14 protein-coding genes are annotated in these 25,402 nt (G+C 48.5%); 5 read left to right on the top strand and 9 right to left on the bottom strand.

Going from position 1 to position 25,402, the window contains the following annotated elements:
* Positions 1–23: 23 nt before the first annotated feature.
* From CZ360_RS08975 to CZ360_RS08965, 3 genes are all read right to left on the bottom strand, one after another.
* Positions 24–3,176 (bottom strand): InlB B-repeat-containing protein, encoded by a 3,153-nt coding sequence (locus CZ360_RS08975; protein ID WP_077533874.1) that lies wholly within the window; start codon positions 3,174–3,176, stop codon positions 24–26.
* 182 nt (positions 3,177–3,358) lie between these two features.
* Positions 3,359–5,422 carry a hypothetical protein gene (locus tag CZ360_RS08970; protein ID WP_077533873.1) on the bottom strand — a complete coding sequence of 688 codons (2,064 nt, stop codon included), beginning with the start codon at positions 5,420–5,422 and terminating at the stop codon, positions 3,359–3,361.
* On the bottom strand, positions 5,419–7,527 hold the full coding sequence (locus CZ360_RS08965) for an efflux RND transporter permease subunit (protein ID WP_077533872.1): 2,109 nt from the start codon (positions 7,525–7,527) through the stop codon (positions 5,419–5,421). Before CZ360_RS08965 ends, CZ360_RS08970 begins: the two co-directional genes overlap by 4 nt.
* A gap of 181 nt (positions 7,528–7,708) precedes the next feature.
* Between CZ360_RS08965 and CZ360_RS08960 the strand changes: the two genes are divergently transcribed.
* The gene (locus CZ360_RS08960; protein ID WP_077533871.1) at positions 7,709–8,284 is read left to right on the top strand and encodes a TetR/AcrR family transcriptional regulator; all 576 of its coding nucleotides are present in this window, start codon (positions 7,709–7,711) and stop codon (positions 8,282–8,284) included.
* An 82-nt stretch (positions 8,285–8,366) separates the two neighbouring features.
* Here CZ360_RS08960 and CZ360_RS08955 read toward each other — a convergent pair whose 3' ends face one another.
* Together CZ360_RS08955 and CZ360_RS08950 are read right to left on the bottom strand one after the other, a co-directional pair.
* Positions 8,367–9,992: a response regulator gene (locus tag CZ360_RS08955; protein WP_077533870.1), complete on the bottom strand. Its 1,626-nt coding sequence runs from the start codon at positions 9,990–9,992 to the stop codon at positions 8,367–8,369.
* Positions 9,985–11,841 carry a cache domain-containing sensor histidine kinase gene (locus tag CZ360_RS08950; RefSeq protein WP_159438203.1) on the bottom strand — a complete coding sequence of 619 codons (1,857 nt, stop codon included), beginning with the start codon at positions 11,839–11,841 and terminating at the stop codon, positions 9,985–9,987. Before CZ360_RS08950 ends, CZ360_RS08955 begins: the two co-directional genes overlap by 8 nt.
* 348 nt (positions 11,842–12,189) lie before the next feature.
* Between CZ360_RS08950 and CZ360_RS08945 the strand changes: the two genes are divergently transcribed.
* The 4 genes from CZ360_RS08945 to CZ360_RS08930 all read left to right on the top strand — a co-directional run bounded on the left by CZ360_RS08945 (position 12,190) and on the right by CZ360_RS08930 (position 17,710).
* Entirely contained in the window at positions 12,190–13,524 is a 1,335-nt protein-coding gene (locus tag CZ360_RS08945) for an ABC transporter substrate-binding protein (protein WP_077533868.1), read from the top strand.
* Between the two features lie 148 nt (positions 13,525–13,672).
* A complete protein-coding gene (locus CZ360_RS08940) occupies positions 13,673–14,545 on the top strand; it encodes a carbohydrate ABC transporter permease (RefSeq protein ID WP_077533867.1) in 873 nt (290 codons plus the stop codon).
* Positions 14,546–14,569: 24 nt separating this feature from the next.
* Positions 14,570–15,412, top strand: a complete 843-nt coding sequence (locus CZ360_RS08935; protein ID WP_077533866.1) for a carbohydrate ABC transporter permease — start codon at positions 14,570–14,572, stop codon at positions 15,410–15,412.
* Positions 15,413–15,511: 99 nt separating this feature from the next.
* Positions 15,512–17,710: a glycoside hydrolase family 2 protein gene (locus tag CZ360_RS08930; RefSeq protein ID WP_077533865.1), complete on the top strand. Its 2,199-nt coding sequence runs from the start codon at positions 15,512–15,514 to the stop codon at positions 17,708–17,710.
* 180 nt (positions 17,711–17,890) lie between these two features.
* On the opposite strand, the gene CZ360_RS08925 is transcribed toward CZ360_RS08930, so the two are convergent.
* From CZ360_RS08925 to CZ360_RS08910, 4 genes are read right to left on the bottom strand one after another with little or no spacing between them, the layout of a single operon-like run.
* Complete coding sequence (locus CZ360_RS08925; RefSeq protein WP_143530212.1) at positions 17,891–19,282, bottom strand: L-fucose/L-arabinose isomerase family protein; 1,392 nt, start codon at positions 19,280–19,282, stop codon at positions 17,891–17,893.
* A gap of 23 nt (positions 19,283–19,305) precedes the next feature.
* Positions 19,306–21,378 carry a pyruvate formate lyase family protein gene (locus tag CZ360_RS08920; RefSeq protein ID WP_077533864.1) on the bottom strand — a complete coding sequence of 691 codons (2,073 nt, stop codon included), beginning with the start codon at positions 21,376–21,378 and terminating at the stop codon, positions 19,306–19,308.
* 23 nt (positions 21,379–21,401) lie between these two features.
* Positions 21,402–22,250, bottom strand: a complete 849-nt coding sequence (locus CZ360_RS08915) for a glycyl-radical enzyme activating protein (RefSeq protein ID WP_077533863.1) — start codon at positions 22,248–22,250, stop codon at positions 21,402–21,404.
* A gap of 33 nt (positions 22,251–22,283) precedes the next feature.
* Positions 22,284–25,376, bottom strand: a complete 3,093-nt coding sequence (locus CZ360_RS08910) for a beta-galactosidase, LacZ type (RefSeq protein ID WP_077533862.1) — start codon at positions 25,374–25,376, stop codon at positions 22,284–22,286.
* Between the last annotated feature and the right edge of the window lie 26 nt (positions 25,377–25,402).

Raw genomic sequence — 25,402 nt, 5'->3', positions numbered from 1 at the left:
ATTTGAAACGGGCCGCTTTTTCATTAAGCTTTTTTGAGATATTTCGAAGCTGCATAATAATACTTGCTTCCGATTTTGAGCTTATACCAGGTATAGCCGTTTGCGGATTTGGAATAGCCATCTACAACAGACACGCCTGCACCCGCATATAACAGCCCCGCCGACTTATAGGCAGTGCCGGCGCCAGTCCTGTAATTAATAGTAGTAGTTACCTTATATTTTACCAGTTTTTCTGAGCTGGAAGAACTGCTGGAGCTGCTGCTCTTTAATTTCAAATACTTGGAAGCAGCGTAGTAATATTTTCCGCCAATCTTAATCTTATACCAGGTGTAGCCGTTCGCGGATTTGGAATAGCCGGAAACCACTGACACACTCGCACCCTTGCTGAGCAGACCAGCGGATTTATAGGAAGTTCCTGCACCTGTACGGTAATTAATCGTTGTAGTAGTTACATAAGTTTTCAAGGTTTCTGAGCTTCCGGAAGAACCCCCGGAGCTACTGCCAGAGCTTGAGGAGCTCTTAGCCTTCAAGTATTTAGAAGCAACATAATAATATTTGCTGCTGATCTTTACCTTGTACCAGGTATAGCCATTCGCGGACTTGGAATAGCCTGAAACCACCGATACACTTGCACCCGATTTCAGCGTCCCGCCAATGGAATAGGAAGTTCCCGGCCCGGTACGGTAGTTCACCACCGTAGTAGTCGTATAGGTGGTCAATTTCTCCGAACTGCCGGAACCGGAAGAGCTCTTCTCTTTAAGGTATTTAGAAGCAACATAATAATATTTGCTGTTGATCTTTACCTTTGCCCAGGTATAACCGTTTGCAGATTTGGAATAGCCCTCTACAACAGATACGCTTGCACCCGATTTCAGCGTCCCGCCAATGGAATAGGAGGTTCCTGGCCCGGTACGGTAATTTACTGTTGTAGTAGCCGTATAGGTAACCAGCTTTTCTTTAATGGTAAAGGTGACGCTTCTGCTTCCGCCGTAGCTGCCTGTTCCGGTAATTTTTACCGTTGCTGTCCCAGCATTGGTGTTATTGCTGTAGGACAGGGTATAATGTGTTCCCTCTTTTAAGGTTGTAGACCCATCCTTCACCGTAGGTTTCGGCTTAATCGCTGAACCGGTATAATTCTGGGCGGAAATAGAGGAAACCGTAATTCCAGAGCCAGCAATATTTTTCGCCCAACGCGCGTAAAGGGTAATATCACTGCTGGAATTTACCTTCGTTGAGGATGTCACCTTAGATCCGCCGCTCTTAGCCGTATACCAGCCCTGGAACACATATCCTGAACGGGTTGGCGTTGGCAGCGTACCATAGGTACTGCCGTTTGTCACTGTCTTGGAGCTTGTGCTGACGCTGCCGCCGTTTGCATTAAAGGTGACTTTCCGTTCGTTGGCCGGAGCGTTTACTTTTACCCCAATCGCATCAAAGCTTCCGTTCCCTGTCTGCGCATAAATCGTTGCCGTTCCGGCACCAACCGCCGTAACAACGCCCTTTGAGTCAACAGTGGCGACCGCCGGATTGCTGGTTTCAAAGTAAACCGTACCGGCTTTTCCGGAGGTTTTATAGCTCAGGGTTTTGGTTTTTCCTTTGGTAATTGTCGTATCAGTATTAACTGTAATAAATTCCGCGCTGGCATAACCTTTGTAGGTCTTTCCTCCCACAGTGGCGCTGATATAGTACCAGTATGGATTATAGAGAACTTTCGAGCTATAGGTGTCCGTATCATATCGTGTTCCGCCGCTCAAAACAGTAACGGTAGTTCCTTTTGGAATGCTAACCAAAACGGAACTATCTGTTTCAGTAGAGGCTTTCGAGCGCAGTTTCAATGGGGAAGATGTGGTCGTCACCTTTGCCGTCTTAACTGATTTTGTAAAGGACACTGTGGCGTCTAAATCAGGCATATTGTCATAGACCGGGATGTACAACACCCGCTCATCAGACAGAAGCCCGATTTTATTATAGCCGTTATATGTCGAAAGAGCTTCCGCCGCCGCGCCGAAGATGCTGGTCATATACTGATGGGTATATGTAGCGGAGGAGGCGGCCGGATTCACATTAAAACGCTGGAAATAACTTGTCTGCTGACCAGCCGAGATATATCCGTTCTCAATAAATTTCGCGCCGCCCTCTATTGCCTTTATCGGATCGTTCCAGCCTTCCTTTTTCGCGCGCTTCATAGCGTTTTCAATCGGATATGTACCGTCATATGCGCCGATATTGTAAAAATTGTAGTATCCGGTATATTTCACCCCGCTTGCCGGGCCGACATAGGTGCCGGAAACACTCCCGCTTCCATTAACCCCAACTTCCTGAAGGATTTTAGAAGCGAGATAGTAGGGGCTGACTTTATATTTGACTCCCGCAGTATAAATTGTTTGCCCATAAGTTACATCCAACTTGACTGTTTTGCCGCTGGTGTTAATATAGGAAATCTTTTTATTGGACATAAATGAGCCGGAAAGGATCGCTTCCACTCCCTCAAGGGTTTGCCGGGAGGCATTATATTCATTGCCCTCAAAGATAAGGGAACCCTTCGCATCCAAAAAGTTTCTGGGATCAAGGAAATAAGCCGTCATCGCGCGGGTTGTCCGCACCCAGCCGGCATCCTTCTGCACATATTTTCCGGTGCTGACATTATAGTCACCGGACGCGTTGCTCTTAATGAGGTTGCTTGCACCATTCTGTACCAAGCCCTTGCTCTCCGCAGTAACCGCTTTGCTCCAGTCAAGCCCAGTATCCACCATCTGGAATTTCCAGTTGGGATATTTTTTGTGCAGCGCTTCTAAAGCGTCATGATAGCTTTCCGGAAATTGCGCAAGACTCTGCTCATAGGTGAGCGCCGCGCTGCGGAACATTGCCTTCTTAGGACTGCTGTAGGCTTTGATTTCATCTACCAGAGCCTGCGTTTCCGCGTCCGGTTCGGCAAATTCCGACTCCTGCCCATCCACGCTGGACGTACTATCCTCCGAAGTATCAGAAGAAATCTCCGAACTTGTATCTTCACTGCTGTCAGAAGAAGGGTTTGATTCTGTCTGTGAAGATGTATCATCAGTCTGAGACTCCGATGTTGTTACAGAGGTAGTATCATCCTCTTCAGCCAAAACCTGCATCGGAAAAACGGTCGCCAGCATTGCGGTGATCAATAATACCGATAGGAGCTTCTTCATAAAATCACATTCCTCTTTCTGTTCACATTCTACTACATTTTAGGTATACTTCTCATGAAACCAATTATAAACAATCTGTAGAATAATGTCAAACTACTACAGAAAAAAAGAGGAATTTGCATAAAAACAGCAGGTATTCTTTAGAACACCTGCTGTAAAGACATAAAGATTTTGTAAAAAAACTATCCTCCAATAGAATCCGTCCGGTAAATAAATTTTACATTCCCTGCCATCTGATCGGAAATCCCGGCAAAGCTGCGGTATTCCCTGGAGGCATCCGCCATTGCCTGGAAGCGACCGATTAAATCTTCAAAATCCCCGTTGAACGCCTCGGCCAGCTTGTCAATCCCTTCCTCCTTAAATTCCTTCATGCCATCGTTTAGCTGCATCGCGCCGTCATTCAGCGCCGATACACCGTCCAATAACGCCGAGCTGCCGGACTGCAAGGCAGAAACGCCGTCCGATAAATCCTTGGCGCCGTTTTTCAGCTGCTCTGCACCACTATTCAGATTAGAGGCGCCTTTGTTTAGTTCCTGGCTGCCCTTGTACGCCTGATCAACCCCGTCAGTATAATCCTGCAGCCCTTGGTAGAACTGGCTGTAGGCGTCAAGCTGTTTTTTTAGCTGATGAAGGCTGCTGCTTCCATTTTCTGCATCCTGCACTGCCTGCCGGATGCTGTCCTGAATCGTCTGACTCTTCATTTGCTGGTCAATCAGGTTATCCTTGGTGTCCTGAACGGTACGGTTGATTTCCTTGACAACAGAATCTGATTGCATCTGCTGATTAACCGCTTCATCAATCGCCTGCCTCTGCCCGGATGGCAGAGCATTGTACTGTTCCTCCGTCAGTCCCTGGCTTTCCAGTACGCCGGCCTTTACCTTTTGTTCAGCCGCCGCATAAACCTGGTTGTAAATCTCAGCCGATTTATCCTCTATCGCTTTCTTCACCTGGCTGAGCGCCGACTGATATGCCATCTGATAAACTGTATCCGAATCAAGACCCGCAATGGCATTGTTGAGTACGGTAGAATAATTCTCAATCGTCAATGTCGGGACACTGAGTCCCGCTTCTTTCAGTTGTGTATTCGCTGTGGAAAGCAAGGTTTCAAACACCTGCTTTGCCCCCGCCTTGAGATTACCGCTCTGTCCGGAGAGCTCTTTCAGCCCATCATTTAATTCGCCAGTACCGTCCTTCAGCTCCTGTGTCCCGTCGCTCAGGGAGGAAGCGCCTTCCTTGAGGTCTTTTGCGCCGTCCGCCAGTTGGCCGACGCCGCTGATCAGCTCACCTGATTTGGTCAGCAGGGTGCCCAGCCCCTCATAAAGCGCGGAGGAACCGTCCAAAAGCTGGGTGCAGGCATCCTGCAGTTGCGTTACTGCTTCCTTTAAACCGTCAAGATCATCGACATCATCAAGATCAAGCTCATTAAACAGTTCATTCGTAACGACAGTCAGCGTCGTGAGGAGGGAAAAATCAGTTACATCGGCCGTAATCTCCACACTTTCCGGAAATTCCAGCTTATCTTTGTCGAGCTTCAGGCTTTCCTGCATTCCAGGCAGGGCAAAGCCCATCACAATGCTTCGGTCGCCGTCGCTGACTACTTTCCCGTTGGAAATCTCTACATTTCTAAAATGTTCATTATCCAGCGCCAGACCCGTCACAGCCACAAATGGAACATAGACGGTTTCTGCCTTTCCATTGACTGTAACAGTTTTTTTCTGAGTATTCTTATAAGTTAACCGGATGGTGACCTTTCCGCTCTTCCCGGCTAAGTCCGCCGGGGTGATTTTCTTCCCATCCAAAAGATACTCAATGCTCATATTGACCGGCAGCTCTTTTTCAATGGTTCCCTGATAGTAGATGTCGCCGCCGTCTGCCGGCCAGGTATAGCTGCCGTCCGAACCTCTCTGGCCAGTTTCATCCCCCTTGACATTAGAAATATCACTGAGCTGCGTTTGATCCTCTACCTGGCTGTCACCCAGGAGATTCTTCAGCCAATCGCTGACAATGATTTTTTTCACATTGCCGTCAGCCTCCGCCAGTACATATACTGTTTCATCCTTTTCATTCAGAAGATCGGCGTCTGCGGTTGGCGTTGTATCTGCATCGGCCGATTCTGACTGGGTGCTGCTGTCCTTTTCCTGATTTGCCTGCGCTGCGTAAGCAAGCGCGCTTACGCTTCCCGCCGTTACGGCGACAGCCGCAAAGCAAGATACAACCTTCAATATGTTTTCTTTCTTCCATTTCATACCTGAAGACCTCCATTTATCATTTTTTCCTGTTTTTCTTTCTTCTGGCGGAAGCCGATCCCGGTTTTACAGATCAGCCTGTCAAACGCCATAAACATCGGCGGCAGGAAGAAGATGACGGATACCATACTAATCAGAGCGCCCCTTGCCATCAGACTGCATAGCGAGCTGATAATGTCAATCTCTGAATAAACGCCGACGCCAAAGGTCGCGGCAAAGAATCCCAGCGCGCTGACGACAATTGAAGGAATGGAAGCGCTTAGAGCCGTATAGACCGCGTCTCTCTTTTCCATGCCGCGGAACCGCTCCTTTTTATACCGGGTCGTCATCAGGATCGCATAATCGACCGTTGCCCCAAGCTGGATGGTGCTGATGCAGATCGAGGCGATAAACGGCAGTACTGTACCGGTATAATGCGGAATGCCCAGGTTCACAAAGATCGCCAGTTCAATCACCGACACCAGAATGACCGGCAGGGAAATTGACTTCAGAACCAACAGGATAATCACGAATATCGCGGCGATTGAGAGGGTATTCACCACCTGGAAATCCCGGTCTGTAGTTGTGATCAGATCTTTTGTGCAAGGAGCCTCCCCAATGAGCATACCGTTCGGGTCATAATCCTTTAAAATGGTATTGATCTGATCTAACTGGCTGTTTACCTCGTCGCTTGCTACCTTATACTCAGAGCTGACCAGGATCAGCTGGTATCGGTCGGATTTTAATATTTCCCTGACGGAGTCCGGAATGACTTCCTCCGGCACCGCAGAGCCTAAAACAGAAGCAAGGCCCAGCGATGTTTTGACCCCATCCACCCGGTTGATCTCTTCCAGCATCTTCCGCGTATCCTTGCTGCTCATCCCGGAATCAGCCAAAATCATGTGCGTGGAACCCATTTCAAATTCATCCTGCAGCTTACTGTTGGCAATCATATAGTCCATATCAGCCGGCAGGGTGTCCCCAAGGTTATAGTATACGTTGGTTTTGGTATATCCATAGAGCGCAGGGATCAATAAAACCAAGAACACCGCGATCAGCGCCTTATAATGTTTCAGGATAAACTGCGGAAGTTTTTTGAAGCTCGGCAGCAGCGGGCGATGCCTTGTCTTTTCAATCACCTTGTCGCAGCACAAAATCATGGAGGGCAGGATGGTAACGCAGCCCAGAACCCCAAAGGCGACACCCTTCGCCATGACGATTCCTAGGTCTTTCCCCAGCGTAAAGGTCATAAAACACAGCGCGATAAATCCGGCAATGGTGGTAATGGAGCTGCCCAGCACCGAGGTGACGGTATTGGAGATCGCATGGGCCATCGCCCGTTCCTTATCGCCCTCAAACCGTTCCTTCTGCTCGCTGTAGCTGTGCCAGAGGAAAATGGAATAGTCCATCGTAACGCCAAGCTGCAGAACTGCAGAAAGCGCCTTTGTAATATAGGAAACCTCGCCCATAAAATAATTGCTTCCCTGGTTATAAACAATTGCCATCCCGATGCTCAGCAGGAAAATAATCGGAATCACCCAGGAGTCCATGCAGAGCATCATGACCAGACAGGCCAGCAAAACGGCGATCCCAACATAAATCGGTTCTTCCTGTTCACATAACTCCCGCAGGTCTGTCACCATAGCGGACATCCCGGAAACAAAGCACTGCTTTCCAGCAACGGAACGTATCTGTGTGATTGCTTCCAGCGTTTCATCCGCTGAGGTTGAGCTGTCAAAGAAAACAGCCATCATGGTCGTGTCTCCCTGATTAAAGACGTCATAAACCTTCTCCGGCAGAAGCTCCATCGGAACCGAAACATCCGCCAGGCTGTCATACCACAGGACATCGGCTACATGGTCAACCTCTTTAAGCTGCGCCTCCAGCTTTGCGACATCCTTCGGCTCCATTCCCTCTACCATGACCAGGGAAAACGCACCGATTCCAAAATCATCCAACAAAATGTCCTGTCCTTTTACTGTGTCCATATCGTCCGGCAGGTAATCCAGGATATCATAATTGATCCTGGTAAACGCCATTCCCAATATCGATGGGATCAGCAGCAAAAAGCAGACGATCAGGATCGGAACACGAAATTTCACAACCCCTTTTCCGAAACGAACCACCCAAACTCCTCCTCTTTTTATCAACAAGTGTTGATTTATCAATCAATTTATATTATAATATAATGTGTTAATATTTCAATAATCAGTTTATTATTATAATGTTTGTTAATTAACAACAGCTTGTCCGGTTTTTAATTACTCAACACATTTCTGACAGACTGTCCAGAAAGGATGAAATGGCATGGAAGAAAAAAAGATTGACCGAAGGGTCAGAAAAACAAAAAGGCAGCTTCGCCTTGCTCTGACCGAGCTATTGCAGGAAAAGCCAATCAAGGATATCACCGTCCGGGAAATCGCGGACCGGGTGGACATCAACCGCGGCACCTTTTACCTGCACTACCGGGATGTTTACGACATGCTCGAAAAAATTGAAAAGGAACTGTTCGCGGAATTCAATGAGATCATGCAGTCGCATAAGGAGGAAACCGACCCCACCAAGCCGCTCCCGATTCTCAATGATATTTTCCAGTTTTTTATCGACAATGCCGATATGGCGATTGCGCTGCTCGGGCCGAACGGCGACCATGCTTTTGTCAATCAGCTTCAGGACATTGTAAAGGAACACTGCGTCCATAATCTGATGCTGGTCTACCGGCACAGCAATCCGAAGCATTTTGAATACTTTTACGCATTTATCGTCAACGGGTGCATCGGGCTGTTCCAGACCTGGCTGGAAACCGGAATGAAAGAGTCTCCGGAAGAGATGAGCTCCCTGGCGGAACAGTTTATTCTGCGCGGAATCCAGGTGCTGGCATAACAGATATGCTTGCCTGCCGGCTTGGAACCAATAGAAAAACAGAACGGGAAGACCGTAGTACGGCCTTCCCGTTCTGTTTTTCTTAAAGGGCTTCATCTGAGCCTTTCTTCGTATGCTTTTCAATAAACTTTTTGGGCGACAAGCCAAAATACCGCTTAAAGCATTTGCTGAAATATCCAACGTCCTCATACCCGCAATGATAGGCGACGACAGTAATGCTCTCTGCCCCGTCAAGCAGCTCCCGCTGCGCGTTGCCCATCCGGACATCCAGAATATAATTCCCAATGGTAGTGCTGCGATGTTTTTTAAAGATCGAGCAGAGATACTGGATATTGATGTAAAACTCCCCGGCGATGATCTCCAGCTTTAAATTCGGGTTCGCAAAATTAGCGTCAATATACTCCGCAACCTTCTGTGCCAGCTTTGCCTGAGAATCGATGTCCTTTTGGTTAATCTGCGCCATGACCCGGTCAGCCGCATCCATTACAAACTTTTGAAGCTGCTCTAAGGAAGGAGCCGACATGATATGTGAAAACAAACTGACATTCTCATTCGGCTTCTGAAGTTCTGTCCGGTATTCTGTCGCAAAATCCAGTACCACTGAGAACAGGTCGGTAACATGCATATACACCGTATCCGGGTCGAGGTTCCCCTCCATCATTTTTGCAAACACCTTCCGGATCAGGGCATGCACCCCGTCATGGTTGTTTGCGCGCATCAGGGAAAGAAGCTGCTTGCGGTCCTCCCTCGAAAAATACTCCTTGGACAGATGCGGCTTGGTCTGGGTGTCTGAATAGAAGTACACGCCTTTCTTGTCATGAAATAGCTGATATTTCTTCAAGGCCAGCGCTTCGTTATAGGACTCGTTCACCTCGCCTAGAGAGGTTCTCAGGTCTCCGAAATAGGCGGTGACAACCAATCCGAGATAATCCTCCGCCACAGTGCAGACCTGCTCCATCCTCTCCTGCAGCTGGAGCTCCGCATTGTCCTCGTGATACAACCGGAATACAATGCAGATCATGCCGTTTTCATTCATACAGGTTCCAAAGCTCATTGCCTCCTTGAATATGTCCCCCATTACATTACAGATAGCATAGTGGCATAATTTTTTGTCCTCCTGATTCCAAATCTCCGCATTTTTAATGTAGATATCCAAAACAGCCGCCACATAAAGACTGTCCTTCTTCGGAAAGTTAAAATTCCGTTCCAATTCCTCTTCATCATAAAAATCGTTGAGCAGAAGCTTGCTGATCATGCTTTCCTTATATGCGGAAAACATCCCTTGTTTTGCACCGGAAATTAGGCTGAGCGTATTTTCTGTTTCCCGTTCCTGGTCAATCGTTCTGCTCGCCTTCTGCAGGCTTTGATACAGCTCATCGCTCTGCAGCGGTTTTAGCAGGTAATCCTGTACGCCGAGCTGGATTGCCTTTTTTGCATATTCAAATTCCCCATATCCGGTCAGGATAATCACCTTTGTTTTAGAATGGGCTTCTTTTGCTTTTTTGATCACAGTAATCCCATCCATAACCGGCATGGTAATGTCTACCAAGGCAATGTCCGGTTTCATATCCAGCAGCTTTTCCAATCCGTCCTGTCCGTTTCTTGCTTCCCCGCATACTTCAAATTCCTCGGAGTAAGCGGCAATATATTTTTTTAAAGCCTGCCGGAAATAGAATTCATCCTCAATAATGAGTATTGATTTACTCACCCTTTTGCTCCCCCTTTTTATTTTTCTGCAAATCTGCCGGAATGTTTTTCGGAATCACAAGCGTTACCTTTGTATATTTCCCATATTTACTGTCAATTGTAAAGGAATAATCTTCCCCATAAAGCAGCTTTAGCCTGCGGTTAATACTGGCCATCCCGAATGATTTCGGAGAATCCGTCTCCTCCAGATCGCTGGAGGATTCAATCGTCCGGCGAAGGTGTCCGAGCGTTTCCTCTGTCATGCCAATACCGTTATCTACAATAACAAAGCGGAGATACTCTCCATATTCGGTCAGGCTGATCTCAACAATTCCTTCTTCCTGCTTTTCCTTAATCCCATGATAAATTGAGTTTTCAAGAATCGGCTGCAGCGTCATTTTGGGAAGCTGATATTTTGTCAGCTCCTCCGGGATGTCGAAATGATAATCAAGATATTCAATATACCGCAGCTTTTGCAGATACATGTATTGCTGGGATAGCTTTACCTCATCAAAAACGGAAATAATGTCGTTTCCGCGATTCAGAGAAAGCCGGTAAAACGAGGCCATTGCCGAAATGCATCGGCTGGCGGTTTCCCCCATCCCAAGATCGATCAGAGATTTGATCATCTCCAGCGTGTTGTAAAGGAAATGAGGCTTAATCTGCGCCTGGATCAAATGGAACTGGTACTCGCTTTTTTCCTCCTGCTCCTTATAAACCCGTTTCAGCAGCCGGTTGACCGCGTTCATCAGGTTATTGAAGCCCTCATACAAAACCTCGATTTCTCCGGCAGACTGGCGGTTTGCTTTCTGGCTGAGGTCGCCCTCCGCCGCATCGTGAATAGTACTGGCAAGCTCCATAATCGGCCGGGACAGGGAACGTGAAATAATATAAGAGATCAGCAGCGCCGCAAAGCAGGATATAGCCGCGATCACAAAAATCCACTTATTCAAAATCTTTTGTCCTACCAGCAGGCTGTCCAGCGGCTGGCAGCTTATGACCGTCCATTGCACCGGGTCTTTCAGTTCCTGTGAAATGGTATACAGCATGTCCTGCCCCTTGACATTTTTGGTCAGGGAACCCATTTCATAAAGCTCTTTGAGCTCCGATTCGCTGAAGGTACCGATCTTCTGAATATTCTGGGAAATAATTGCCTTGTCAGAGGACGAAACGACAGTATTTTCCTCATTCAGGATATAAAAGGAGGACTCCACGTTTTTCGGCATATTGTTTTCAAAGATAGAAGCAAAATTGGATTCCTTGATTACAAACATCACATAGCCGTAAATTGCCCTGGAATCCAGATCCACAATCGGCTTGGTGACCAGAAAAACCGGGGTAGTTCGCTGGCCCTTATTGTGAAGCTGGTACGGCCCGGAAATCGTTACTCCCCAGTTTTCCCGCACTGCCTCAAAGTATTCATCGTCCAGCAGTTCCTCCACGCCGGACATGTCATATCCGCTCACGCCGAAAAATTCATTATCGGCGGCAACTAGATCCCACATATAAACATTCCGGTTCAGACCCATAATACTGCTGATAATCTTATTAAGCTCCAGCCGCAGCTTATATTTTTTTACCTCCTCAACAGGCGGTGAAGGATGCGCCTTCGCTTCGGCAATGACGCGCGGATCGACCGCAACCGAAACCACATAGTCCTGAATATGAGTGATTTTCGTGTCAAGGTTATTGATAATCAACGCCTGCTCCCTGCGTGCAGAGCCGAGTGCATTGTTCACGTTTACATTGGTGGAAACCGTATTAATCAGAATCGCCGTAACGATCAGGGAAACCAGGATCAGCAGAGAGCTCCAGCAGAAAATTTTATTTTGCATTGAGATACCGGATTTTCGTTTCATGTAATTGATCATTTTCCTGCCTTTCATAAGAGTATGCAATGAAAAATTGAGATTGGGTTATGTTGAAATTACCATGCTTGAACACAAAAGGCGCAAAATTGCGTTGTGAAAGGTTTACGATTCCTCTCATTTTTGAAAAGCGAATTATACGCTGATATAATGTAAGCAGCGAATCTTTTCCATGTGTAAATTATACACAAAAGCGACAATAAAACCTATAACAATTCTACAACTAGCGAAGATTTTACCATTCATGCGAGGATTTTCTATATACCTTGAATATATTTCATCTTATAATTATGTACATCTTAGACAAGTTAAACAATCTAAGAAAAATCAAATCAGGAAAGGACTAGTATTATGAAGAACACAAAAAAATTATTGGCCTCTGCTCTCTGTGTTGCATTGTGCGCTACCATGTTTGCCGGCTGCGGCGATTCTGGTAAAGGCGGGGACAATTCTGCCGCTGCTAATGGGGGCGATGGCAAAAGCGGTTCATTAACCATCAATTACCTGTCTTCCCGCAATACGGATGAAGCTGTTATGACAACGCTGCAGGACATTGCAGATAACTACGCAAAAGAAAATCCGGATATGGACTTCTCGTATGAGGTGGAAAGCATTACCGACAGAACCTCCTACCTGCAGAAATTAAAAATCCTGGCTTCCAGCAACGAATTACCGGAATGGTTTGAATCCGACCCGGACACCTTCTTCGTTGACCTGGTTAACAACGACACTGTTTACAACATTGAAGACCTGTACAATGAACTTGGTGTTGGCGACAAATTCTTCAACATCTGCAAAGAATACGTCAAATTGCCGGGAACTGATAAAATTTATCTCATGTCCTGGCAGGCAAACGCGGAATATTTCTTCTACAACAAAGACCTGTTTGAACAAGCTGGCATTGCTGAAACGCCAAAAACAATGGATGAATTGATGGATGTCTGCAAGACCCTGAAAGACGCCGGCATCACTCCGATTTCCACAACCAGCTCCGACTGGCCGGTACTCCGTTACTTCGCGATGATCCCATTCCGCCAGACCGGCAACAGCTATCTGGAGGAAGCCTGCGCAGGCACCGCTTCCTGGGGCACCGATGTTGGTATCGAAAACGCAGCTTATATGCAGGAACTGGCCCAGTACTTCCAGACCGGTTTCTCCTCCACCGACTATGACACCATGGTTGACCTGTTCGTAGGAAACAAAGCCGCTATGCTTTATAACGGTACATGGGTTTTAGCTGACCTGCTGGATGAATCCACGGGTGACCTGAGAAGCGACCTTGGCTACTTCACCATGCTGACCTACAAAGACAATGATACAACCGGCGCTTCTGATTACTTTGCTAACTGCGGAATCGGTACGGCTGTCCGCAAAGACGTTATGACCCAGGAAATGAAGGATTACCTGGCTTATGTCTTTGAAAACTATTCGGATATTGCACTCAACGACTACAACCTGCTCCCTTCCATCAAACCGTCCTCTACCGACGGCCTGCCGGAAATCTACCAAACCATTTTGAACGACGTTACCAATGTCAATACCTATGCAAAATGCTGGGACGTTGTGATTGATTCCGCGTCTCTGGAAACCCTGAACAAATCCACAACAGAGCTCTGCCTCGGTGAAATGACTCCGCAGGAATGGGCTGATTCTTTAGACAAAGCAGTAGAAGCAAACAAAAAATAATTCCATGTTAAATGGATGGCGATCTCCCTCTGTGGGATGATCCAGGGCAAGTTCGGCAACTGCATCCGCGGTTGCCGAAACCTGCTTAATTAAGAACTGACCCGGGATTGGACATTCTGTTCTTTCCCATCAAACGGAGGGTTAAATTATGAGACCAAGAAACAAATGGGAGCCGTGGCTCTTTTCCGCCCCGGCGCTGATTGTATATGTCTGCATCGTATTGGTTCCGGTAGTCTGGTCAATCGTATACAGCGTTTTCGACTGGAACGGGATCAGCGCGATGAAATTCGTAGGCCTGCAAAACTATTCCCGCATGTTCGGAGACGAAGTTTTCGTCACGTCATTTTTCAACAACCTGTTCTTTATGGCAGTGGGGACAATCTACCAGGTATTTACCGGCTTGATTATGGCCATTATCCTGACCAATATCACAAAAGGAAATAATATCCTGCGGGTAATTTATTTTATCCCCTGTATTATTTCTTCCATGGCAATCTGTAAAATCTTTGAAAAGCTGCTTTCTGTTGAACCGCAGGGTGTTCTCGCCGCGATCATGGAGGGGATGGGGATGGAGCCTATCGCGCTTCTTTCCGAGCCAAAATGGGCGTTGCTTGTCGTCACACTGGTTGACGGCTACAAATTCTGCGGGCTTTATATGGTGATTTTCTATTCTGCGTTTATGGCTATCTCCAATGATGTGGTTGAAGCAGCCTACATCGACGGATGTACCTGGGGACAGCAATACCGTTACATTAAACTCCCGATGATTAAAAACATCTTCTTCGTTGTACTGGTAATCGTAATAAACGGTACACTGAAGAGCTTCGATGTATCATATATTCTGACCAACGGCGGTCCGGGAAGCGCCAGTGAACTGGTCGCCACCTATACCTATAAAACCGCATTCAGCTCCACGCAATTTGGCTATGGGAGCGCTTTGTCGGTCTTCCTGCTTGTGGAATCGCTGGTTGCGGTCGGAATCATACGTATCTTCCAACAACGTGCTGCAAAGCGTGATTAACGGCGGGAAAGGAGAGAATATCTTATGCAACGTCTTACTACCAGCAAATGGCTGAGAACTTTATTCTACATAATCCTGATCGTCGTTCTGGTATTCCAGACCTATCCGATGTTCTGGGTGCTGATGTCCAGCTTTAAAACCAAACAGGACATGGCGTATATTGCGCCCTATGCTTTTCCGAGCAGTTTCTATCTCGGAAACTATGTCACCGCACTATTCGAGTCAGACTTAATCCGTTACTTTTTAAACAGTGTGGTCGTGGCGGTTGGCACTCTGGTCGGCATTGTCATTTTAAGCGCGCCTGCGGCTTACGCAATCAGCAAAATCCGTTTCAAGCAGAGCGAAAAGCTTCTATCCTTTTTCCTTCTTGGAATGATGATCCCGATCTTCGCGTGCCTGGTTCCGATGTTCCAGATTTACAATGCGGTCGGGCTTCGTAATACCTATCTGTCTCTGATTCTGCCGCAGATCGGCTTCAGCCTGCCAATGGCAATTTATCTCTACACCGGCTTCATGAAATTTGTTCCAAATTCATTGCTGGAAGCGGCCACGATTGACGGGGCGAACAGCTTCCAGATGTTCTCCAAGATCATGTTCCCGATGGCGAAAAACTCCACCATCACCATTATTATCTACAACTTCGTCAATATCTGGAACGAATTCACCTATGCCAATACCTTTATGACCAAAGGGATTATGAAAACCCTGCCGGTCGGGTTAAATGATTTTGTCGGCGAAATGGGCCGCCGCGACTGGGGCGGAACCTTTGCCGCGATTGTCCTTGCCATCCTGCCGACACTGATCATTTATTTCTTCCTGAATAAAAATGTTATGGAAGGGATGGCCGCAGGCGCGGTCAAAGACTAATTCCTAGATTCACAGCGAAAAGTACGATATGGCGCTAAACTTTAGCGCCATTCCTCCTGTATGGAACGAATATACAAAACCCTAATTACCGTGAAAGGAATGATTAGCTTAATGAACCTCAATTTGAAACAAGGCTGGAAGGTCATGCAGGATGTGCACGATACTGCGGAAGGCTTAAAAATTTATCAGGATGAATCCATCCTTTACTCCATGGGCGCGCAGCTCTCCGAATGGGAGGACTTGGAGGAGCTCAAGCAGCTCCAGCTCGTTTTTTCTGATCAGCCGTACTGGGGACGCGAGCTGCGTTACTTTAACCAGGCTCCATGGTGGTACAAAAATGAATTTGACGTGCCGGCAGATGCAGGCAGCCACTGCGTCATTAAATTCACCAATGTTGACTATTACTGCAAGGTATGGTTTAACGGCGAATTGCTCGGTGAGCATGAGGGGTATTCCATCCCGTTTGAATTCTGTGTTGACAAGCTTCTGAAAAAAGGTGAAACCAATACCCTGATGGTCAAGGTTTGGTCGCCATGGGACGACGTGGTCGATGGCAACAAGCAGGAACGCCGCACCTTCCTGATCCTGCGCAACATGGTAAAAGGCACTTACGAGCATTCAGACACCTTTGTCCAGCGCGATGTCAATCCGGTTGGTATTTATGGTGACGTTACGGTCGAAATCACCGAAAATGCCTCCTTTGAAGGCCGTCCTGAAATCACCTATACGCTGGATGAAACCTTGAAAAACGCGGTGCTGAACGCCAAGGTGAATATTGCCAATGCTACAGAAAGCTATACGCTGCGGATGGCCTGTGTCGATAAGCTCACAAAGGAGATCATCTGCAACACCGCTGTTCCGGTTAACGGAGACGGTGAAGCAAATATCTCCGGCACTGCGGCTGACATCCGTCTGTGGAATACCTGGGACCGCGGCGGGCAATGGCTGTACGACGTGATCGTCACCTTGGAAGATCAGGACGGAAACGAAGCCTATCGGTATCATGAGGTAACCGGCTTCCGTAAAATTGAAATGATCCGAAACGAGAAGGAAACCACCTTCTATCTCAACGACAAAAAATTATATGTCCGCGGCACCTCCTATTTCCCGGATGCTTATGTTTCTGCAATGAACAAGGAACGGTATAAACGCGACCTGCTTGCTATTAAGGCATGTGGATTCAACCTTGTCCGGGTACACGTCCATGTGGAATTTGAGCTCTTCTATGAGCTCTGCGCGGAAATCGGGATTGCCGTTATTCAAGATTCCGAATATAACTGGGCGCATCCGGACGACGATGCTTTTGCAGACCGCTTCATCGACGTATTCCTACAGACCGTTGATCTATTAAAACGCCACCCGGCTATTATTTGCTGGATCTGTATGAATGAGCCGGGACTTCTTGACGCAGAACAGGCAAAAGAAGCGGAGGGCGACGCCGCAGCAGGGATGCGCGGCCACAGCCGTTCTATGGACGTCAACCCAGGCCCTGCGCTTTATCAGGCGACCTGCGAGCATGACCCATCCCGGCCTGCTATCAAAGGCTCCTTCTGCGAGGATGATCCATACAGCGGAGACAGCCATAACTATATCGGATCCCTTCATGGAGACGACACCCACTACCGCGAAATCTACGGCACAGTCGAAAAATTCAATACGGAATATGGCTTTGACGCTCCGCCCTGCGTGGACAGCCTGAAAAAGCTGCCGAAGCTTTATAACCGTCTGAGCGGAATTGTAGACCGGTTTGATGAAATCGGGCGTTACCAGTATGTCCTCCTGAAATACTACACTGAGCACTACCGGATGCAGAAATACGCGCCCAATTCCGGTTATGTACAGTTCTTGTTCAACGATATGTGCCCGCAGAGCTTTTACGGGATTTTCGACTGGTGGGGACTTCCAAAAGACGGCCTGGACGCTATGCTCGAAAGCAACATGCCAACCGGGATCTTCCTGAAATTCAACGAAACACTTGACAGCATCTATGCAGTCAACGATCTGCTTACCCCAATCGGCGACTGCGTTGCAAAATGGGTAATCACCGACGGAAAGGGCAATGTAATCCAAAAGGATGAAAAAGAGATCAAACTTGATGCTGACGATATCGTCAAGGTCAGCGACCTGGCTGTCGACGCCTCCTCCTACGACAGGGTTGATGTTGCACTGATTATCATGAAGGATGGAGACGTTATCTGCTCCAATCATTATGAGGATGTTCTGAACATGCCGGAGCATACGCCGGGACATCCTTCCCGAATCACCCACGAGCTGGGCATGAGACTTTATTTTGCTTAAAGCTTCGTGATGAATCCCTGCCTGTACATGAATTATATCTGAAAATTATCTATAAGCTTGCACCCTTCCTCAAACGGCCAGCCTGGCTTCAGGCTGGTCGTTTGCATATCCCATTCAGAATCAAAAAGGAGAGCTGATGAATTCGTCAGCTCTCCTTCTGATTTCTTTCTGCTTTCCAGCCTAGAAGCGTTTCACCTCATAGCCCAGGTAATTGGACAGTGCTTCCTCCGCCGCGTCACAGACGTGTTCCGGAGCAACCGCCATATGATGGCGGTAACCGTTTTTTCCGATATAATCCAGCACGTCATCCATCCCTTTTGCAGCCAAGATGGAGCCTGTTCCGAAAAATTCGGGTTCAATCGGGTCGCGTGTCAGTTCTCCGCAGCCAAGATAGGCACAAATTTTCCCATTCTCTGTCTTCATGCTGCCAAAGGAAACCTTTCCCCTGCGCAGGACGCCCTGATTGACGCCTACGCCGGAGCCTTCGCCATAGCTCTTGACAAACATCTTGTGCTCAATGGTGGTGCCCTTCCCCTCCATCAGCGAGATCGGTACCGGCCCGCAGTGGAACAGGATGCATTTGTCCGGGTCATCCCGGTAGTTATTGTTGATGTCCAACAGCATGGAAGGGGTGTTCCCTGCCAGCGCCAGCGCCTGCATCATCAGGGTATTGGTAATATCCACCTCACAGGAGGCGGCAATTCCGCGTTCGTTCAGTTCTCCCAGCACCATACAGGGCGCAATCCCAAACTCTAGCTGGAACTCATTCCAGCAGCGCAGGGCAATTCCGTTTAAGTCATATTCCGCAATGAGATCATCTACCACAGCACCCAGCCGCGCAATATTATGAAGCTTTTCCATCGGGAAATCAAAGCGGGTGATCTTCAGGTATTCCGTTGCCTTTGCTTCAATCCTATCCTGCGGAACAGCGCGCATCCGGCGGAACACCTCGCCAAGATCAAAGGTTTCAACATTCACACCGGCCCGCTGCATCCCAATCTCGTCAATCCTGACTGTTTTAAAAGCAGTTGTCCTTGCGCCAATCGACCCGAGATTATACCGCTTCATCCCATTGACAACACGGCATATCCCGGCAAAGGTCTGGATCTGCGCCTGAAATTCATCTGAGGACGGATGGATGGTAAACGGCTTGAGCAGGGTATATTTGATCCCGCATTGCCGCAGGACATTGCACATGGCGATTTTTCCGCACATCGCGTCGCGGCGGTGGGCAAAGTCCATCTTTCCCTCCTCGTCCGGATAAGCCTGTACCAGAATCGGCACGCCGGCATCCCTTAATGCGACGCAAGCGCCGTTTTCGTCCCCGAAGTTCGGCAGACAGAGGATCACGCCCTGGTATTTGCCCCGGTTCTGATCCAGAAAACGGGCGAATTTTTTTCCTTCTTCTATTGTTTCCACCGCGCCGTAACGGGTCTCTGATTCTTCCATCATGATATAATCATAACCCGCTTTGGAAACGGCCTCCGTCAATTCCGCCCTGGCATCCGCGATAAGCTCTCCGGGAAAGAAACCACGGTTTCCGAAAAACAGGGCAAAGGTGATTTTCTGCATTTATACAACCTCTTTTCTATCTCTTACATCATAAGTTCCATACGTTTAATGATCTGATCCTGATATACGTCGTCAAGCTCTACAAAATATCCGCTCCAGCCCCAGACTCGGACAATCAGGTTCCGGTATTTTTCCGGATGCTTTTTCGCGTCCAGCATCTTCTCCCGGTTCACCGCATTAATCTGCATCTGGTGGCCGCCCAGATCGATAAAGGTTTTCACGAACATGGCAACCTTCCGGATACTGTCGTCGTTCCGGAATAAAGTATCATGCAGTTCAATGGTCAGAGGCCCGCCGTTGCATACCCGCACCAGATCAGGCTTTGTAAATGACTTAATAATAGAAAATGGCCCGTCACAGCGCGCCAGCAGGCTCGGAGAATAATTGCATGCAAATTCCTCGCCCTGCTTTCTGCCGTCCGGCGTCGCCATCAGATTCTCGGACTGCCACACATAGTACATTGCCGAACCGGTTCCGGGACGGAAGATTCCTCCCCGTTCGTTCTGTTTACCGTCCAGCGCGTCGGCAAACCAGCCGAGCAGCTTGACCGCGATTTCATCTACTTCGTCATTGTCATTGCCCATTTTGTCTGAACTGAAACGGAGCTTGGTACAAAGCTCCTCATTTCCTGCAAAGTTATTCTCAAGAAGCTTCAGCAGCTCTTTTTTGGATACAGAGGCGTCGTCATAAACATATTTTTTTACCGCCGCAAGCGAATCCACCGCGGTAGAGAGTCCGCTCCCATGCAGGCCAAAATTATTATACCGTCCGCCAAAGGAGATATCCTTCCCATTTTCGATACAGTCAAGCATCATCAGGGAGAGGAAAGGCGCCGGCTCCATATAGAGGTTGTGGACACTGCCGCAAAGGCGCTCCGCCTCTTGGAAGATATTTTCCTTTACCGCAGCAAGACAGTCCTCAAAGGTATCAAATTCCTCCAGATGCCCCACCATCTCTGTGACTGCCATCGGAAAAGACAACCCGTTGATATTCGGCAAATCCATCCCGGCGCCTGGGATAATAAACTCCCAGCAAGCCGCAACTACATAATTGTGTGCATCCTCGTCGGAATATCCCCAGCGCTTGAGCGCCTTAATCACTATGTCATCATTGGCATACTGCGGGAAGCCCAGCCCCTGCTTCGTCAGATGAGTTCCTCTTTCATAAGCGGAAAGCGGCGTTTTTTTGTTCACCCGCAGGTTGATTTTAGGGTCGATCAGCTTTAATTCCAGACTGGCCTGCAGGCAAAGGTCAGAAAGTTCATTATAGGTTTCCTTTCCGTTTTGATCCAGTCCGCCCAGTACCATACTCTGGCCATTGTCGCCCTGCTGCATCCCGGTATAAAGGTCGCTGTCCTTGTTAAAGCTGATAAAAAATTCTTCCAGCAATTCCAGTGCGGAGTCATGGGTAAGCGTTCCATTTTTAATATCCCGGTCATAATACGGGAACATATATTGGTCAAACCGCCCCACCGTGTTGTGGTAGTTAAAGCTTGCCCAGAGACAGTAATGGATCAGCCGGAAAAACTGCAGCGCCTCGGAAAAGGTCCTTGGTGGCTGCTGCGGGATGTGGGCAAAGGCTTCCGCTACTGTCCTGTTTCCAACCCGCCGCGCCTCTTCCCGATACCGCTCGGCAAACTGTTCAATCGTTCCCAGCAGCTCCAAACAGCAGGATAAAAATTCGACTGCATCCGTATCCTGTTTCAGCTCATTATCTGCGATCAAATCCCGGAGCTGTTCCTTCTTCCGGTCAAAGCCAACGTCGATCAACTGGCTGTATAAGGGATTGACATTGCAGACCTTGCCCCGCTCGTGGATATAATGTTCCTTCCGAATCGCTTCAAATTCCTCTTCCGTAAAGATCTCAGGAATAGCCGGTACAGTCCGGAGCAGAGCAATGGTTTCATCTTTCAGGACAACCGGCTTTTCCTGTTCCAGCATCCAGACAAGCCGTTTGGTTGCTCTCTGAAGATCAGAGAGCTTCTGTTGCCGCCATACCTTTGCCATCTGCCGGCAGTCTGTTGCGGGCTGACGGAATTCATGATGCTTCTGCTCTACAATAAAGTAATCCCGCAAGCGGGAAATATATTCTGTCATCTTCACACACCTTTCCTTCTGGTTTATAATACAGTGCAGGGAATCCCAAAGGATTCAAAGCAAGACTGCATTGCGCTCACCTCACGTGCAGTATCAAATTCCGGCGAATATTCCTTTCCCAGCATTTCATACTTGGCTCCTGCCGTTTGGTGATAGGGTAACAGCTCTACCTTTTGTAAGGATTCAACATCTATGAGCAGCTTTGCCGTAGCCGTCAGGTTCTCTTCGGTATCATTCACGCCCGGAATGAGCGGAACGCGGATTACAAACGGTTTCCCGGTGCCTTTCAGCCGTTCCAGATTTTCCAAAATCAGTCGGTTATCTACTCCTGTAAAATGCCGATGCCGTTCTGGATCAATCAGCTTTATATCCATCATAATAAAATCCAGCCGATTGACCACCCTCTGAAATATGTCCGCTTTACAGTACCCGCTGGTCTCAATAGCTGTGTGCATCCCCTCCAGCCGGTCAATGACATCGAGTACAAACCCCGCCTGCATCAGCGGTTCTCCGCCGGAAAAGGTAATTCCTCCGCCGTTCATGCGAAGGATATCCTGATTTTTCAGCAAAATCTTGGCAAGCGCCTCGTCTGTGTAAACTGTTCCGGCAATCTTTCTAAGCTGCAGCGGACATACGTCCACACATGCAAAGCAGTTCATACATCCGTCCGGATGCTCGCAGACCGCTTCGCATCTGCCGCAGCGGATACAGGCGTGATGGCTCACCATAAGCTGCGGGAAGGACTCTAGCCCCTCCGGGTTATGGCACCACTGGCATCGGAGGGGACAGCCCTTTAAAAAGACTGTCGTCCTGATCCCGGGGCCGTCAAAAACGGCCATCTGTTTGATATCAAATACCGTTCCCCGGCTCATGCGTGCTTTCCCTCCTTAGCCATATTGTACCTCTTATAATGCTTTCATATAGAACTGGAAGCGGTAGGTCCTGCCGGCGCGCATCCGATACGGTTCATGCGCGATGCCGCCCCAGCTATCGTCCCCGCCTACACCCATCTGATGCCAGTTCACCCTGACATAGGTACCGTCTGCCGGCGGAAGCTCATACGGATGATCTGCGGATTCAATCTGATCCGGCGAATAGGGCAGCGCACAGATTTCCAGCAGATCGCGGCTCCAGAATTTAAAGCCGTGGTTCTCTTCATTTGTTACAGTCATCCATCGGACATCGGTGACATTCCCGCATTCCTGCGGCCGGACATACTGGATGAAGCGGTTTTCCACTTTATCTTTCCAAATTCCGGCATAGGTTCCGTCCTTGCGATCCCAGTAGCTGTCGATTGGGCCGTTCCCGTACCATTCCATCTGGTTCATCTGAGGACTCAACTGAAGCATATAGCCAAGTGACGGCAGCTCCGGCAGTCCCTCCGGCACATCGAAATTCATCTCTACCGAAATCGTCCCATCCACTAAAATCGTATAGGTAGTAGACAGCTTAGCAACCGGGTCTGTCAGCAAGTCATAGCGCGCTGTTACAATCACGCGGTCTTCGTCACGGACAAATTCAAAGCCGGTTAAAGCCGGTTTTTTCGCCGCATATTTCCACGGTGCACAGCGAATCTGTGTTCCGTTCCCCAGGTCAACGTCAGTAATCGCCCTCCAGAAATTCGGTTTCATATCCTTTTCAAGATACTCTACTCCGTTTTTCTGATAGGAGGCCAGCGTGCCCCAGACACGAGCCGCAAAGACAATCCGGAAATCCGCCCCATCAACAAACAGGGATCCAAAGGTGCGGGTTACTTTTAATTCGCCCTTAGTCTCCGCTTTGATGGTATAAGCCGGATACGGATGATTCAGTCTCATCTGCTGGACGCAGTCGACAAAACCGGCTTCTGCATAGTTTGTCTCGTTCTTTGCAGTTACATAAACGGTCAGCAGATATTCATGCCCGTCTGTTACATCAACCGGGCTTTCTTCCCAGAGGTTTACGCGCCCCCTAGTCAGCGGTTCCAGATCGACGCAGGCTTCCCCATTCGCGCAGGCGGTTCCGTCTTTGAGAATTTCCCAGGCAAGCTCATACTCATTTAAATTGGTAAACAAGAATTTATTATAAATTTCAATTCGGCCGGTCGCCGCGTGGATCAACCGGATATTGACATTGCGGTAGGCGTGCTTAACCGCTAATACCTTCGGCGTATCGGAGCTGTCCGGCAGCAGCATTCCGTTACAGCAGAAAATATCGTCATGCAGGCGCTCGCCGAAGTCGCCGCCGTATGCTGCATAGGGCTTCCCGTCCGGGGTATAGCCAAGCAGCCCGCTGTCCCGCCAGCTCCACATATAGGCGCCCTGCAGCTCCGGATAGGTGTCGAACAGGTCGATATATTCATCGACATTTCCGAGACTGGTACCCGGGCAGACCTCATATTCGCAGGAGATAAACGGCTTTTTCGGATCGTTTTTGGTATACTCCACCATTTCCCAGGGCCGCATGTACATCTGATTTTCAAATTCTGTTACAAAATCATATTCCCGGCAATGGAAGGTTCCTTCATAAAAGGTTGGCCGGGATGGGTCGGTTTCCTTAAAGTAGCGGTACATGGAAGCGAGCACTTCTCCGCCGAAGGATTCATTTCCCAACGACCAGAATACGACGCTCGGGGAATTCTTATCCCGTTCAAACAGGTTCGCGCAGCGATCCAGCAGAACGTCCTCCCAAACCATCTCGTTTCCCGGCTGAGTAATCCCGATTTCTACCTGGTCGTTGAACCAGGTTCCGTGAGACTCCAGATTCACTTCATCCGCCACATACATTCCATACTCATCGCAGAGATCCTGCCATTCCTTCTGATAGGGATAGTGGCTGGTGCGAACCGCGTTGATATTGCAGGCTTTCATCCGCTTGATGTCGGATACCAGACGGTCGTAGGAGACTGCCCGGCCGCGGTACATATCAATCTCGTGCTTGCACATCCCCTTGATGATGATCCTCTGCCCATTAATATAATAGACATTGTCCTTAATTTCCAGTTTCCGGAAGCCAACTCTCCCGGAGACAGCCTCCTTAAGCGTGCCGTCCGCTTTTTTGGTCAGCAGGACAACGGTATAGAGATGCGGCTTTTCCGCGCTCCATTTCAATGGATTCTCCAGCTTGAAAGAAATTTCCGCTTTTTTATCCGCGCTGTTTCCTGCCGGAATTTCCGTTTCAAAGGCAAGAGAACCATCGGGCGCATAAAGGCGAAGGGCTGTCGCCGGATGTTCTTCCGAAAGATAGGTCAGCCGGCAGGTACCGTTCACATCCCGATATGTATTGTCCAAATCATAGTCAACCCGGAAGTCAATGATATGATCCGGCTCTACCGCATAGAGGTAAACATCCCGGAAAATTCCGCCTAGCCGCCACATATCCTGGTCTTCCAGCCAGCTCCCGGTGCACCATTGGTGTACCCGCATGGCAATTCTATTTTTTCCTTCTTTCAGATAACCGGTAATATCAAATTCCGAGGGAGTATAGGTATCCTCCGCATAACCGACGAATTCGCCGTTGACCCAGAGGTAAAACGCACTTTCAACACCCTGAAGGGACAGAATCACCTGTTTCCCTGCAAATCGCTCCGGCAGTTCAAATTCAGTGACATAGGAACCGGTTTCATTATAGTTCTGCGGAGCAAAGGGCGGCATAACCTCTTCCTCCTGCTCCCATGGATAGGCGGTGTTGGTGTACTGCTTTCTTCCATAGCCCGCCATCTGCCAGGACAGCGGCACCTCAATCTCATCCCAGGAGGAAATGTCAAATCCCTCCTGATAAAAGTTCTGCGGCGCGTCTTTAGGGCAGGTAACATGCCGGAACCTCCAGTTTCCATTTAAGGAGCAGTAGTAGGCGGAATCCTTGATTGAATAGCGTTTCGCCATTTCCTCCGTATCATACGGAACGGTAACGGAATGGGCATCCATACGGTTAATCTGATAAATTTCAGGGTTTTTTTGCCATTCGGCAAATGTGCAGGTTGGTTTGTTCATCTTCCTCACCATGCTTTGCTTCTGCAAAGCTTTCCTTTCTTTGGATTTTTTAT

Source organism: Massiliimalia massiliensis (genome assembly GCF_900155615.1).
GTDB classification, from domain to species: Bacteria; Bacillota; Clostridia; order Oscillospirales; family Ruminococcaceae; genus Massiliimalia; species Massiliimalia massiliensis.
The sequence above is the reverse complement of the archived record's forward strand: the minus strand, read 5'-3'. Positions and strand labels throughout refer to the sequence as shown.

Coding starts and splice junctions, on each gene's coding strand:
- CZ360_RS08975 (WP_077533874.1), bottom strand. CDS start 3,176: ATGAAGAAGCTCCTATCGGTATTATTGATCACCGCAATGCTGGCGACC.
- CZ360_RS08970 (WP_077533873.1), bottom strand. CDS start 5,422: ATGAAATGGAAGAAAGAAAACATATTGAAGGTTGTATCTTGCTTTGCG.
- CZ360_RS08960 (WP_077533871.1), top strand. CDS start 7,709: ATGGAAGAAAAAAAGATTGACCGAAGGGTCAGAAAAACAAAAAGGCAG.
- CZ360_RS08950 (WP_159438203.1), bottom strand. CDS start 11,841: ATGATCAATTACATGAAACGAAAATCCGGTATCTCAATGCAAAATAAA.
- CZ360_RS08945 (WP_077533868.1), top strand. CDS start 12,190: ATGAAGAACACAAAAAAATTATTGGCCTCTGCTCTCTGTGTTGCATTG.
- CZ360_RS08940 (WP_077533867.1), top strand. CDS start 13,673: ATGAGACCAAGAAACAAATGGGAGCCGTGGCTCTTTTCCGCCCCGGCG.
- CZ360_RS08935 (WP_077533866.1), top strand. CDS start 14,570: ATGCAACGTCTTACTACCAGCAAATGGCTGAGAACTTTATTCTACATA.
- CZ360_RS08930 (WP_077533865.1), top strand. CDS start 15,512: ATGATTAGCTTAATGAACCTCAATTTGAAACAAGGCTGGAAGGTCATG.
- CZ360_RS08925 (WP_143530212.1), bottom strand. CDS start 19,282: ATGCAGAAAATCACCTTTGCCCTGTTTTTCGGAAACCGTGGTTTCTTT.
- CZ360_RS08920 (WP_077533864.1), bottom strand. CDS start 21,378: ATGACAGAATATATTTCCCGCTTGCGGGATTACTTTATTGTAGAGCAG.
- CZ360_RS08915 (WP_077533863.1), bottom strand. CDS start 22,250: ATGAGCCGGGGAACGGTATTTGATATCAAACAGATGGCCGTTTTTGAC.